The 13817-nt window shown below is 61.3% G+C and carries 10 protein-coding genes; 4 read left to right on the top strand and 6 right to left on the bottom strand.

Features of this window, described 5'->3' with window-relative positions:
* Window positions 1-67 precede the first annotated feature (67 nt).
* Entirely contained in the window at window positions 68-1945 is a 1878-nt protein-coding gene (locus J4G43_RS37625) for a caspase family protein (protein WP_210387391.1), read from the bottom strand.
* A 383-nt stretch (window positions 1946-2328) separates the two neighbouring features.
* The gene (locus J4G43_RS37620; protein WP_208088010.1) at window positions 2329-3099 is read right to left on the bottom strand and encodes a methyltransferase family protein; all 771 of its coding nucleotides are present in this window, start codon (window positions 3097-3099) and stop codon (window positions 2329-2331) included.
* A 211-nt stretch (window positions 3100-3310) separates the two neighbouring features.
* Between J4G43_RS37620 and J4G43_RS37615 the strand changes: the two genes are divergently transcribed.
* From J4G43_RS37615 to J4G43_RS37605, 3 genes are all read left to right on the top strand, one after another.
* Window positions 3311-5128, top strand: a complete 1818-nt coding sequence (locus J4G43_RS37615; protein ID WP_208088009.1) for a caspase family protein — start codon at window positions 3311-3313, stop codon at window positions 5126-5128.
* Window positions 5129-5165: 37 nt separating this feature from the next.
* The gene (locus J4G43_RS37610; RefSeq protein WP_225005330.1) at window positions 5166-5978 is read left to right on the top strand and encodes a hypothetical protein; all 813 of its coding nucleotides are present in this window, start codon (window positions 5166-5168) and stop codon (window positions 5976-5978) included.
* A 1043-nt stretch (window positions 5979-7021) separates the two neighbouring features.
* Complete coding sequence (locus tag J4G43_RS37605) at window positions 7022-7804, top strand: response regulator transcription factor (RefSeq protein ID WP_208088008.1); 783 nt, start codon at window positions 7022-7024, stop codon at window positions 7802-7804.
* Between the two features lie 55 nt (window positions 7805-7859).
* Here the strand turns inward: J4G43_RS37605 and J4G43_RS37600 are convergent, their stop codons facing one another.
* Window positions 7860-9089 carry an HlyD family type I secretion periplasmic adaptor subunit gene (locus tag J4G43_RS37600; RefSeq protein WP_408581448.1) on the bottom strand — a complete coding sequence of 410 codons (1230 nt, stop codon included), beginning with the start codon at window positions 9087-9089 and terminating at the stop codon, window positions 7860-7862.
* Between J4G43_RS37600 and J4G43_RS56120 the strand changes: the two genes are divergently transcribed.
* Window positions 8971-9351: a hypothetical protein gene (locus J4G43_RS56120; RefSeq protein ID WP_408581456.1), complete on the top strand. Its 381-nt coding sequence runs from the start codon at window positions 8971-8973 to the stop codon at window positions 9349-9351. The two genes, J4G43_RS37600 and J4G43_RS56120, sit on opposite strands and share 119 nt — an antisense overlap.
* Here J4G43_RS56120 and J4G43_RS37595 read toward each other — a convergent pair.
* From J4G43_RS37595 to J4G43_RS37585, 3 genes are all read right to left on the bottom strand, one after another.
* A complete protein-coding gene (locus J4G43_RS37595) occupies window positions 9329-11065 on the bottom strand; it encodes a type I secretion system permease/ATPase (RefSeq protein ID WP_208088006.1) in 1737 nt (578 codons plus the stop codon). The genes J4G43_RS56120 and J4G43_RS37595 overlap by 23 nt on opposite strands.
* 141 nt (window positions 11066-11206) lie before the next feature.
* Window positions 11207-11665, bottom strand: coding sequence for a hypothetical protein (locus tag J4G43_RS37590; RefSeq protein WP_028150787.1), 459 nt, complete (start codon window positions 11663-11665; stop codon window positions 11207-11209).
* A gap of 250 nt (window positions 11666-11915) precedes the next feature.
* Window positions 11916-13352, bottom strand: coding sequence for a hypothetical protein (locus tag J4G43_RS37585; RefSeq protein ID WP_225005328.1), 1437 nt, complete (start codon window positions 13350-13352; stop codon window positions 11916-11918).
* Window positions 13353-13817 lie beyond the last annotated feature (465 nt).

Below are 13817 nucleotides of genomic sequence, written 5' to 3'. Positions count from 1 at the left end.
CCTTCTCGACACCAAGATCCGCGCGGCCTCCTGGCCTTCCATGACGCCGTGGCAGCCTTGCGCGTTGCTAGTTGCAGGACTCGACATTACCCACGTTGCCCCCGGGGCCGCCGCCGCCACGGTATTCGAGGTGGCAGCCGCTTCTAACCTGACGGCACAGAGATTGATCGCAAACGACCTGACCACCGCCGCCGCCGGACCTCGCAGTTGCTTGTCGCCGCGGAACGTCGGCTGCCGGCGCCGGCCTCTCGCGTGCCGAACGATCCGCACGTGACGGACGCTCGTCGGTGTTGCGCTTTGCAACCGGTTTCTTCTCGCGTCGCTTCTCGCATTCATTGTCGTCGTTGAGGAACGAACCCTCGGCACAGGTAATCCTGCTGCACTGGTCACCGTCAGCCTTGTAGCCATGATCACAGATCAGGGGACAGACCCGGGACGGCTTGAGCTTGATTGCGTCAAGCGCGTCGAGACTTGCGAGCTTGGCGTCGAATTTGGTTCCCGCGTGCTGGTTGAAGAGAGCCAACGAGCGCTGTGAGGCCGCATTCCATTGGCCATTGACGGCGCCGGTGAAGCAGCCGACGCGGCTCAATTCGCCTTGTACAGACTTGGCGATATCTACGGACTTGGAGAGATCGGCCTTTGCGATATCGGTCTGGCGCGGCTCGTCGCTCAGCGCGGCAAGCTTGGGCGTCTTGCTGTCCTCAGCGGGCGTAGCGGCCGCTGGGTTATCCGTGACGGTACTCTCAGCAGCCGGCTTATTCCCGGAGAGTGCCGCGACGATTGTAGATTCGGATGCAACACGTTTCCGTTCCGCCTCTGCGGCCTGCTCCTGCGCCGCTTGCTTCGTCTTCTCGGCCGCAATCCGGGCCTCTTCCGCAGCCTTCAGATCCGCGGCCGCCTTCTCCTGGTCGGCACGCTGGGCGCCCTGGGACATCAGGCGAGCTCGCTGCTGCTCGGCCTCCTGCGCTTTCGCCGTGGCCGCGACACGTGCGTCCTCGGCGTCGAGCTGATTGAGCTGCAGCTTGGCCAGATTTGAGTAGTATCCGTCCGGATGTTGGGTCAGGAACGCGTTCAGAGCAGGCTTGTTGCGGAGCTGCAAGGCCAATTCGTAATCACGTCGAATTTCCGACTGGGGGTTGGCCGCCTGTATCGGCTCCTCAGCCTTGGTAGCCGGAACAAGCGCAACGTCTTCGCCGCCGAGCGAGCCGTAGACATAGGGTTCCTGTCGGTTGCCCGTGGCTTGCAAGACATCGTCGCGGACGAAGCCGAAAGCCCTTCGCAAGTCGAGCCCCGGCTTTGCGATGTACTTCACGAGGGCCGTCGCGTACGGGCTATTCTGGCTGTTGCCATCGAGTGCGGTTAGTCCCGCTTTGGCGGCAAACGCGATCAGCGTGTTGGAGACGGTGGGCTCGACCCTGGCCAGTCCACGGCTGATCGATCGCGAGGCAACTGTACGTTTCATCGAATCGGCAAACGGATTGTTGCGGCACGCGTCGACGATCACCACGCGTAGTTGCCTCGCAGGCTCAATCGCCAGCAGGACGCGGTCGAGCGAGAATGCTTCGTCGTAGATGTCCGTGTCTCGTTCGAGTCTGGCGTCGGTCGGGATCAGATAGTTTGTCCCGTCGATCTCGATACCGTGGCCAGCGTAGTACACCAGGGCTATGTCGGCATTGCGGGCCTGATCGGCGAATTCTCTCAAGGCCCGCCGCATATCGGTCGCGGCGAGGTTAAGTCTTGAGTCAACCACATCGAAACCTGCTCCCTTCAAGGTCGCGGTGATAGCCGCAGCGTCGTTGGCCGGGTTTGGGAGCAGAGGGGCGTTTTGATAGTTGGCGTTGCCGACCACCAAAGCCACGCGCTTTGTCGCCCAGGCTGGCTGAGAGGCCAGGAACAGCGAAGCGGCGAGAAGAAGCAAAACTCGAAGGTGCCTGTACACTCTCATGGCGAACACTCAACCTATGCCCGTAGAATGGTGACGTTGCGAAGATGGCCGCGTGAGAAACAGCTCCTGAATTCGTACGCTACTGGCGGCTGCCTATCTGTATACAGTACCAATCTCGAGCCCGATCCATTCCTATGTGTTGTTGCGAAATGCGGACGCGTTCAAAAGGTATGGAAGATATTGCGCCGGGCGTTGTGCGCCGATTCATGTGGATGATAGGCGCCCGCCAGTGCTTTGCTGAGGGCGCGATCGCAATATAAGATGTTGATATAAAACAGTTATTTTTTTTGGAGGCTGCTCGTGGCAGCGCGGCACAAAGCCTCTGGCGTGGTTCAAACCTGAGTTCCGCTGAGCCGCACATCGAGGAGACGTGAAGCGCGGTGTCAGGCGTGCGGATCAATCGCCTTGGTCGAGAGCTCCGGCCCGGCCTGATGAGCTCGTCGCCCGAGTCTTGCGGGGATCAGACCTGCAGGGATCAGAAAGGGCGTTGCCGCGGCATAGACGTCATATTCAGGGAAGGCCAGTCTTAGAATCCGCTCTTCGTTGATCATTCGTCGGCACTGAGTCATCGCAACCACGATGGCGATGAGCACGGCAAGTGGTGAAAGGACCTGAAGTGTGACACCGACTAACGCAATCCCCTCACATAGGTAGAGGGGATGCCGGACGACTCGATAAGGCCCTTCCGTCACAAGGCGCCTCGCCTCTGGTAGAATGCTGAAGGATTTGCCCAACCAGCGGAGTACCACGATAGAAAGCGAGATCCCCACCAGGATCAACGTCGTGGACAGAGCCGACCAGATCGGGCCGAGCTCTGCCTTCGGAAGAAAAGCGAGTGCGACGGTCGGAAATGCGCCCAGCAAGGCCGAGACCCGCATCTCAACGCCCTTCGACTTCATTGTCGGGACCAGCCGGGTCATGGTTGTCAGTGCAACGAGTCCAAGGAACAGGTCGTTGGCAATACTGGCTGCGATCATCAGCAAGTTGTCCACGCTGCCCAACGGAAGGCGATGGATGCTGGCGGCGCCAATGAGAGCAGACCCGCCATAGACGATCACGATGGCCACCCTGGAGGTCCAGTCCAGCCAGGGATTGACGCCGCCGGCGATCCGGTTCCTGGCTGTCCCCTCCTGGCCGACCTTCGCGTCAGTCACAGCAGTGATCTCGCTCGCTCAAAATCTGCCTCACTAGACGCCAGGCCTCCGGAGAGGTCAATTGGCTGGCCACATCTCCGAGCGCGGCCACACCAGCCAGTCCCATGCGGTTCCACATTCCGCGGACCTTCCGGATCGTCGAGTTGTCATTGAACCGAACCTGTCGTGGCGACACGAATGATAAAGCGCATAATTAAACAGTAGTACTGCCATGGGTTTGCACGGATTCGTGAATTTGCGCCGAATCTTGTTCCTTCTTCCTGTGCTGCTGCTCTTCTTCTGTCAGCCGGCATGGGCGGGGAATCGCGTCGCACTTGTCATTGGCAATTCTGCCTACAAAAACGCGGCGCCACTTTCGAATCCCGTCAATGACGCTGCGATTGTCGAGGCGACACTAAAGAACGCAGGTTTTGACGTTGTGCAAACCCGCCAGGATCTTCAGGCGATGGAGATGCGGCGCACGCTGCGCGATTTTGCCGATCAGGCTCGCGACGCAGATGTGGCCGTCATCTACTACGCCGGTCATGGTATGGAGATCGAAGGTACGAACTACCTGATCCCGGTCGACGCCACCCTCGAGCGCGATACGGATGTGTACGATGAGGCGTTTTCGCTCGATCGCGTCATGCTGGCCATTGAACCGGCAAGGCAGCTGCGACTTGTGATCCTCGACGCTTGCCGCAACAATCCTTTCTCCGAAAAGATGAAACGGACGGTCGGCTCGCGGTCCATCAGCCGGGGCCTTGCCCGAATTGAGCCGGCGACGGCGAATACTCTGGTTGCCTTCGCCGCCAAGGCAGGCTCGACAGCGTCGGACGGCAACAGCAAGAACAGTCCCTACGCTGCCGCATTGGTCAAATATATCGGGACTCCGGGTCTGGATTTGCGCAGAGTGTTCGGCTTCGTTCGCGACGACGTCATGAAAGCGACGGGCAATCGGCAGGAGCCCTATGTTTACGGCACGCTTGGCGGCGACGACGTGCCGCTGGTGCCAGCCAAGGAAACAGCCAAGGAAACAGCCAAGGAAACAGCCAAGGAAACAGCCAAGGGGCCAACCAGGGAACCAGCCGGAGAACCAGCCAAGGAGGCCGCGAAGGAAGCTGCTCCATCGCCAACGCTGCGATCCGAAATACGGCGCGACTACGAGCTCGCGCTGCAGGTTGGCAACAAGGATGCACTGAACTTCTTCATCGTCCAATATCCGGATGGTTACTACGCAAGTCTCGCAAAGCTTCAGCTCGCCAAAATCGATGCGGAGGAGAAGCGTGTTGCTGCGGCCGAAAAGGCGCGTCAGGCCGAGCAGGAGCAGGCGCGGCTCGTCAACGAGGGCGCACAACAGATGCAACTTGCCAAGGCGGCGTCGGATCTGAAGGCAGCGCAGGAAGCTCGGGCCGCCGCCGAGGCCGCCAAGGAAACCGCGCAGCATCAGGCTGCTCAAGCCGAACAAAGGCGTGTCGCGGCTGAAACGGCACCTGCCGCGAAGAACGCTGCACCATCAGCAACAGGGCAGCCGCAAGAGGCGAAGGCAAACACGGACACAAAAGTGGCAGCGCTCCCCAATCCACAGGCTCCCGTGCCGCCACCTTCGCCGGCTGAGCTGGCAAAATCGGTGCAAACCGAATTGCGCCGGGTCGGTTGCCTCACGGGATCGGCCAGTGGGGAGTGGGATGCGGCGTCGCGGCGCTCGCTTGAGCTGTTCAATCAAAGTGCCGGCACCAAGTTCGATACCAAGACCGCGAGCGCCGATGCGCTCGATGCGATCAAGCTCAAGCCGGCGCGGGTTTGTCCTTTGATTTGCGGATCCGGCCTCAAGCGCGACGGCGATCGTTGTGTCAAGATTGCCTGCGCTGCGGGTTACTTTCTGAATGGCGACGATGAATGCGAGAAGCGCAAGGTCCGTCAGGCCCCGTCCGCAAGACTTGAACGAAGGGAGAGGGAGGCTGCTCCTGCAAGACCCGCAAGACCCGAGGCCAGCGCAAGCAACAAGCCGGAAGGCGGCGGAATGCCATTCATGTTCTTCCTGCCCTGAAGATTTCAGCCGATATCGTGTAGCGCCGTGTTCAAGCATGCCGTTCGAGTCTGCATCGGCCATTCTGAACGTAAGCCCGGTCCTAGTCTTTCCTTGCGGAGACTTCCGGGTCTTCGCGACACATTTTCCAGCTGGATTGGCGGACCCGCGCACCAGGGGCACGTGCTCGTCTGACCCGATTCACGTTCAGTCGACGAGGCGGGCGAAACGTGGCTCGTTAGTCGCCGTTGTGGCTAACAAGGGTCAAACAAACCGCTCACGACCGGAATTTCGGACTTCGGAGAAGCTGATGCCCATTCCGTTGAGGATTTACATCACGCCATTTGCCGACAGGGGGGGCGTTGAGCCCGGGCAATGGAGCAGCGACACGGCCAAGAAGGCGCTCGACGTGGTCAATACGATCTGGTCAAAGGCCAAGATCGCGTTCGTGATCAGCGATTGCTTGATGGAGAAGCCGCTCGACATGGCAAAGAGCGCGCGCAGCAATGATCAGCGATTGCTGGGTGTTCTTGCCTCTCGGCACGATCCGGACAATGCCATCCACATCTACCTCGTCAATTCGATTGAAAATCTATCCGCCGGCGGAAGTTCATACCCCAATAGCGAACCCGAGCCGGCAAGCTTCGTCCACTGGTATGGCAATGACCACGCCAATGGACGCGCCTGGGCTCACGAGCTTGGCCATCTGATGAGCCTCGATCATGTCGAGATCGACTATTCCAATGAGAAGCAGGCGGGGCAACGCGTCAAGAACCTCATGACGAAAGGATTGAGCGCCGGCTCCGACTTGACTGGCCAGCAGATCGATGCAGCCAAGGGCTCAAAGCTGATCAAGCGATTTGGCGGATAAGTCGTCGGCCGACCGCCGAAGTCGCCGCCGTCCTGCAGATCGCGTCCGAATTCAGAAAAACGACTACATTGTGGCAATCGGCGCGGTCATTTCGGCACGGGTCTGGAGCCCGATCTAATCCGCCCATCCAGGCATGGGCCGGACAACGGCGCGCGCTTAATGGGCGCTTAATGCTTTTGCGCAACAGATAGATCACCAGCGCGGAATTAGTCCTAGTTACGAGTGCGAGCCGAGCTCCCGGAGGAGGGGAATCGGATGGGACTGCTTTTTGTCGGAGTGCTGGCGGGAGTCCTGATCGGCTTTGGCTGGTTTGCGCCTTCCCGAGGGTATTTCCTCGGATGCGCGTCACGACCCTGTTTCGCTGTCGCCCAACCCGCGCAGCCAATGCCGACGGCGTTGGCGCAAGAGCCTGCGGCTGTCAAATCGAATTCTGCAACGCCGGCAAGGTCCGGCAAAAAGCCATCTCCGAAGAAACGCGGATCGACCGACCTTGCCAAAGCGGCGTCCCCGCGGACGAGCATCAGCGTCCCGGCATCCGAACGGCCCGCGGAAATGCCGGACCCTGCTCTGGACAAGGCGAAGGTTGCGATCGCGACGCAGATGAGGGGGCCGGAAACGGTCGAACTCAGCGACGTGAAGCGCGCAATGCGAAAGAACATGTTTGGACGCCCCGTGGATACGATTTGCGGCCGCGTGAAAGGAAGAAGCGCGTCAGGCGGCGAGACTGGCGAGAGGCCGTTTCTGTATCTCGTGAAGGAGGATGAAGCATATGTCGTCGACGGCAAGTCAGGGTCGGCGGCGTCAACGGCGTATCGAAATATCTGCAATTAGGGATGCGTCGACTGCGCCACCGCGCGGTACACGCCCAGATGATTTGAGCGGAAAGAATTTCCCCCCAGGTGTCGAGTGATCCCGCAGTGGATACGGCACTAACGCGGCACTGCGCCGCTCTCGTGATGATGCATTCAGGATGAATGCAGCAGCAGGGGAGACGCAATACGGAATGGGAATATCGCGGAAGTTCTTTTCATCTCGAGGACATCATGCACGACATAACCAACGCTTCAAAACGGCTCAATGAATCGCTTCACTTGCCGGTTCTGGTGATCATCGAGCCGCTCCTGTTGCCTCGTACATGCATTCTGCACGTCCTCAGGCGGGAGTTGGACGAACTTGAGATCCTCGACATGGCATCGGTCCAAGGCCTGGACTGCACGTCAGCCCGCGATGTTCGTCTGGTGATGCTGAGTATCGCGGACAAGCCCATCGGCGATCCCTCGGTTGAGGACGATCTCGCCTTCGTTGCGGAGTGTTGTCCCAACGCCGCCACCGTGGTCCTGTCAAACCACGAGGACGAGCCGACCGTGCAGGCCGCGATGCAGCGGGGCGTGCGCGGCTTTCTTTCCTCCTCGCTACCGATCGAGATCGCCATAGCCGGCCTGCGCCTAGTTCTTGTCGGCGGCGCCTACAGGCCGTTGCCCGTGGCCGGGATGAACAGGATGCCGGATTTCGAGCCGCCGGATGCGCGCGGACTCACGCCCGCATATCTGATGAACGAGGGAGCCAGAGTGGCTATCGACAGGAGCGTGACCGATCTCACGCCTCGTGAGCAACAGGTTCTGGCGGAACTGGAGCTCGGCCTCCCCAACAAGCTGATCGCCGCCAAATTGGGCCTGTCGGAAAGCACGGTCAAAATGCACATTCAGCATATCATGAGGAAATGTGCCGCGCACAATCGCACGGAGGCCGTGCTCCGCTGGCGCGGCCGGTTGCCCGCGCCGAGTCGCGATCACGTCCCCGGCGTGGCTCTCATGCCGGAGACCTAATGCATGATCCGGACCCGGAAGGCGCGATGACGATTCACCCCAATCTCATCGCGCTTCAGTCCTCTCTGAATGCACCACGGAAGCTGTCGAGCAGGGGCCTGAGCGCGTAGAGAGCCACGGTGCCGCGCCCCGTCGTGATGAACACCTGAACCGGCATGCCGGGGACGATCTGGATGTCGTTCGCGACGATCTGTCCGTCGTCGATCCGGATCCTGGTCGCGTAGTATGGCTGGTCGGTACGCTTGTCGAGCAGCCGGTCTGCGGATACGTGCACGACGGTTCCCTTCAGGCGAGGCACGCGACGCTGATTGTACGGTACGAGTTGAACCTCGGCATTGAGGCCGGAATGAACCACATCGATGTCCTCGGGCCTCAGGCGCGCGGTCACGATGAGACGGTCTTGCCGGGGCACCAGGTCCATGAGCGGAGCGCCCGCTCCGATGACGCCGCCGGCCGTATGAACCCGCAGATCGGTTATCACGCCGTCCTCGGGCGCCTTGATCTCCGTTCGCGATAGCTGATCCCTGGCCGCAAGCAACCGCTCGCGGAGCTGGAATATCTGGTTCTGTGCTTCACGAAGCGACTGTGCGATCTCGTTCTGCCTCTCGCTCTCGAGCTTGAACAAGGTGGCCTGCTGTTCGCTGATGACCTGCCCGGCGCGGGCAATCTGCGCGGCGATCTCGCCGCGGCGGCCCTCAACGTCGGCCAGCTCCCGCTGCAGGTTCAGAAGCCGCGGCCGCCGTTCGAGTCCCTTGTTGACGAGGGTCGCGACCATATCCAGTTCCTCCCGAACGATGTCGACCCGCTGCCCGGTGGCGGTTTCCTGAGCCTTGAGACCTTCGATCTCCTTCTCGACTTGACGCCTTCGTTCGCGAATGACCGCAAGCTGCGACTCGTGAACCTGGAGGCGTGCCTGAAAAATGAATTGCTGCGCCGACACCGCGGCGGCCGCCACCTCGCTCTGCCTGCTGTCCTGTTCCAGCGCGTCCGGGATTGCGATCTTCTCGAATCTCTGCTGCTCGGCTTGAAGCCGTGCGGCACGAGCAGCGGCATCCCAGAATTGGCCTTGGAGGCTTTGCATCTCCGAGCCGGCCCGGGTGTCGTCCAGCTCGATCAGCGTTTGGCCGCTGCGCACGATATCGCCATCCGAAACCAGGATCTTCCTGATGATACCGCCTTCCAGATGCTGGATCGTCTTGCGGCTCGATTCCGATTCCACGACGCCGGACGCGATCGCGGCGCTCTCGAGAGGCGCGAGGCTCGCCCATGTCCCAAGCCCCAGCATGAAGCAGAGCACCAGCAGATTGCCCGCGACGGTGATACCGCGAAGCCTTCCGCGCGGAGAGGTCGGCGTGGGCGTCGAACACCATGGAAATTCCAGAGGCTCGAAATCGTCGATTGCGGTCACGACGACGCCAGATCGCCGGGCGGGCAGGGGGCTCGCCGGCGCTCGCATGAGCTGGTCCCAGACCATGGGAAGTCTCGAGACGGCGGGAAGCTTCCAGATGGTGAGAGAGTTCCAGATCATGGCGCAATCTGCGAAGTAACCTGGGGTCGGCTCAGGTGCCGTTCAAAGATGTCCTCGCTGTCGCCGAACGCGGCGACCGCACCGCCCTCCATGATGGCAATCTTGTCCGTGGCGGCGAGGAGACCCATCCTGTGGGTGACGACGACAAGGATGACGCCTGCGAGCTTCATGCGCTCGATGGCATCCAGGAGCATTCGCTCGCCCCCGTAGTCGAGGCTGGCGTTGGGTTCGTCGAGAACGACGAGGCGTGGACTGCCGAAAAAGGCGCGGGCAAGACCGAGGCGCTGCCGATACCCGCGCGAGAAGGTTGCTTCGCTCTGAACCACCGTGTCGTACCCCAGCGGCAGGCCCATGATCGCCCCATGGATACCGACGAGCTTGGCCGCTTCGATGACTTTCCGCCGGTCGGCATCTTCAAGGCGTGCGATGATGTCGTTGATCGTGTCGCCGAGCAGGTTGATGTCCTGGGGGAGATATCCGAGGCGGTCGCCGCTTCGGCCCTCGCGAAGCAGCGAGACGTCGGTATTGTCGAGGAGGATACGGCCATGCGTTGGCATCGACAGCCCGGCGATCACCTGGCCGAGCAAGGACTTGCCTGACCCGGACGGACCGATAATGCCAAGGCATTCTCCGGGCATGAGGGTGAACGAGACGCCGTTCAGGAGAAGATGGTTGGTCCCCGCCAGCCTCACGCCGACATTGTCGACGACGAGGCCGCTTGGCGCCTGCAGCGGAAAAACCTCCGCGCTCTGCTGCCGGGCGGCGGGGAATGCGGCGAGAAGTGCGCCGAGCCGCTGACAGGCGCTCACGGCCGTCACGAGTGATTTCCAGCCTGCGACCGCACTTTCGACCGGCGCGAGCGCCCGGCTGAACATCAGCGTGGCAGCAAAGATGATGGCCGGACTCTTCCCGTGATCGAGGACAAGCCATGCGGCAGCCCCCATGATCAAGACCTGCGACAGCGCGCGAACCGGCTTGGTGGCCAGCGAGACGATCTCGCCTCGCCGGAGTGCCACATCGTGCTCTCTGCGGGCGTGCTGCGCGTCACGGTGGATCATGCGCGCAGCGCTATCGAACATTCCCATGGCGCGGATCATGTGGATGTTGCTCGCTGCAGTCTGGAGGCGGCCGCAGCTTCTGGACAGCGCGGCGCCGGATCTGAGCAGAACGTCTTCGGTGACCAGCTCTCCGGCAACCGTGAGCGCGAACAGGAAGGCGACGCAACAGGCGCCCACCACGCCGAGCAGGGGATGGATCAGAAAGAGGACAAGGAGGAACAGGGGCGCCCAGAGCGCGTCGAACAGCATCGGACATGCGCCGGACTCGACGAACTGGCGCAGCACCGTGAGATCCCGATACGCGCCCGACGCTTGCGTCCAATCGCTGCGAAGCGCTGATTCGAGGCCGGCCGAAAGTACGCAAGGACGAAGGCGATCGTCGAGCCAGGCGCCAAGGCGTCCCAGGACGGCGCGCCGCAATGCATCGAACACGCCGCCGACGACCACCGTGATCGCGACAATGAGCGTGAGCAGGAGCAAGGTGTCGCCACTCCGGCTCGACAACACCCGGTCGTAGATCTGAAGAAGATAGATCGAGGGCGCAAACAGGAGCAGGTTGTAGCTGCAGCTATACGCGAATACGAGACCGAGCGGTCCCGCGCAGGACCGGAGGGCCGCGTGCAGTGGCGTCCTGATCTGCGGCAGGATAGGCAACCGAATGGGCGGCATCAGCATGATCGTCACCGCCTGAAATCGAGGTCCGGCGCACTTGACCGATGGCCAACGCAATCCGGCAACGGCATCGGTAGATCATTGGCGTGAAATCCAGGACCGGCGGCCGCGGCCGCCGGTCCCGCCAGTCGGACGAGCGGCTGGTTAGAGCGTATCGAGATGGAAGGTCACTCCGCCACCCCATGCGAAGTTGCCGTCTCCGCCATCGCCGCCGATGCCGGCCACAACTTCCTGGTGCTGGTCCACCATGACCTTGTTGATCTGGGTGGCATCCGTATTGGCGTAGACCTTGGAGGTATCGTAGCCGCTGTAGGATTTTTGGCTTCCGTTCGACTCGGCGTCTCCGCCATGGGCCTTCGAAAAATACGAGGCCTTGGCGTTTGCGCCGCCGGCATCCCAATCCGCCGTCTGTTTGACGTGATCGCCGGTGTTCACGTGCACGTCGGCACCTTCCGCCTTGTTGGTCGGATCGTAGTTGACAGTCGGCTTGCTGATGATGGCTCCCTTGAAAGTACCGTCGCCGCCATTTCCGGCACTTTGACCACCGGTGTCGATCGATTTGACTTTGATCGTATCCGAGATGTTGATTGCCTTTGGCATCATTTGAGGCCTCCGTCGGTTTGTTGGCTGTCGTGCAACATCCATCCCGATCAGGCGGACGCGCGCGGCAAGTCTGGTCCGCCCACGCGCGATGGCGATAGATGTCAAATCGGACACCATCCGGTTTGGTGGGCCTACGTACGAAAGTACGACATTTCGTCAGGAGAGGCGCCTCTGCGCGGGCTTTGCATGCGAAGAGTGGCGACGGCGCGTGCCGCGATGCGATCGGCTATGCGAGCGATGCGACGTTTCGCTATGCCACCAGGTGAAGATCCGACAAGAGATGCGCGGCATCGCCACCCAGTGCGAGATTGCCGTGGCCGCCGTCCCCGCCAACGCCGGCGATCTGGACCGCACTCTGGTCGATGTGCACGTTGTTGACCTGATCGGCTACGGCCGTCGAATGGGGACCTGCGATTGCGATGTTGATGGGTGCATAGATCGCGACGCTGACGTCGATCAGACTGCCGGAAAAATAGCCGTTGCCGCCATTGCCTGCGCTGTTCGAACCGGTCGCGATCGTATCGGAGCCGCCCCACAGATTATGGGAGAGAAGGCTTGCATGGCCGCCCGCTGCGGCGTTGTCGTTGCCGCCGTGCCCGCCAATGCCAGCGATCTGAACCGCGGATTGATCCACGGAGACATCATTTATCTGGACCGCGTAAGTGCTGGAGCCATAGCCCGCGATTGCGATGTTGATCGGGTTGTACACTACAAACGAGGTATGGACGAGTTCACCGTAGAACACGCCGTCGCCGCCATTGCCGGCCTGGCTTCCGCCCGTTTGAACGTCCGAGACGCCGCCTCCGTTGCTTGATCCCCAGCCGGGGTCGAGCGTCATGACGCTGCCGCCGACGGCTACGTTGCCATGTCCGCCACTTCCGCCGACGCCCGCGATCTGAGTGGCCGATTGATCGATATCCACCGTGTTCGATTGATTTGCATGCGCAGTGCCGCCCGAGGCCGCCACCGCAATATTGATCGGATGATAGATCACCACGGGAGCGTCCACGATCGCACCCGAGAAATAGCCGCTGCCGCCGTTTCCGGCGCTGTTGTCGCCGCTCGCGATCACGCCGGCGCCTAAGGACGTACTGACGCTGCCGCCTGATGCAATGTTGTCATTGCCGCCATGGCCGCCGACGCCGGCCATCTGAAAAGCGGACTGATCGACATTCAAATTGTTGGACTGGTTGGCCAGGGCGACCGAGCCGTATCCCAAGCTCACCGAGATGTTGATCGGTTGATAGATCAACAGGGACGCGTGAATGATGCTTCCGTAGAAGTAGCCATCTCCGCCGTTTCCGGCCGTGTTGGCTCCGCTCTCGACCGCAGCAATGCCCATCCCGGGATGTGATGCGCTGGAAGCGGGCGTGGTGGACGAAGCATCCAGACCCGCCGCAGCATGGTTGCCGACGTGGCCGCCCGTGTCGCCCACCGACGTGGGATGTTTGGATTGAATCGGGTCGGAGTCATTGTGCTGGGTGTTCGCGCTCGCGGGGTGCGCTCCAGAATCTGCAAATTGACCTGCAAACGGGCGGGGACCATGGACCAGGGCGCCACCGCCAACCGCGTCAGTCAGGAACGGTGCGCTCGGTGCCGGACCCGCTTCGTCGTCACCATCGTACCCATCGTGGCGATGGGAGGCGTGATGCAGCCGGATTCCATCCGACATCCGCGAAAAATCCATCGTAGCCTCCCTCATCGCAATCGCTCCGCGCGATCGGACGGGTTCTGCACTCCGGACAGACTGTCATCCCGGGAAGGTCGCATGCCCAGTCGTCAGTTCGGATATAGCGCTTCGTCTGGCACCCGTAACATCGGCTACATCCGTTCGGGTAAACAGCCTTTGCAACTTTGCGTGGGCCGATGCTTGAAAGTGCGACCTTGAGGGGATGGCGAAAATGGACAATCGAGCTGACGGCCAGATCGCCTGCGGCCAAAATGAATCCACGGCGTTGCCGGATTTAAGTCGCATTGCGACCTAGGTCACGGCCAACGCTCCCGTCCGGGCAGGGGCGCAACACCGGGGTTTTCCATGTCCGGTCATTTGCGAGTTTATTGCGCCGCTTTTACGCTTATTGCAGGTCTCTCGACATCATCCGCGTTTTCGACGCCTCTTTCCGAACTCTTCAATGCCGGTCCCGCCACAGCC

Origin of the sequence: Bradyrhizobium barranii subsp. barranii (assembly GCF_017565645.3) — a bacterium.
In the GTDB taxonomy this organism is placed as follows: Bacteria; Pseudomonadota; Alphaproteobacteria; order Rhizobiales; family Xanthobacteraceae; genus Bradyrhizobium; species Bradyrhizobium barranii.
This window is presented reverse-complemented; position numbering and strand designations above follow the sequence as displayed.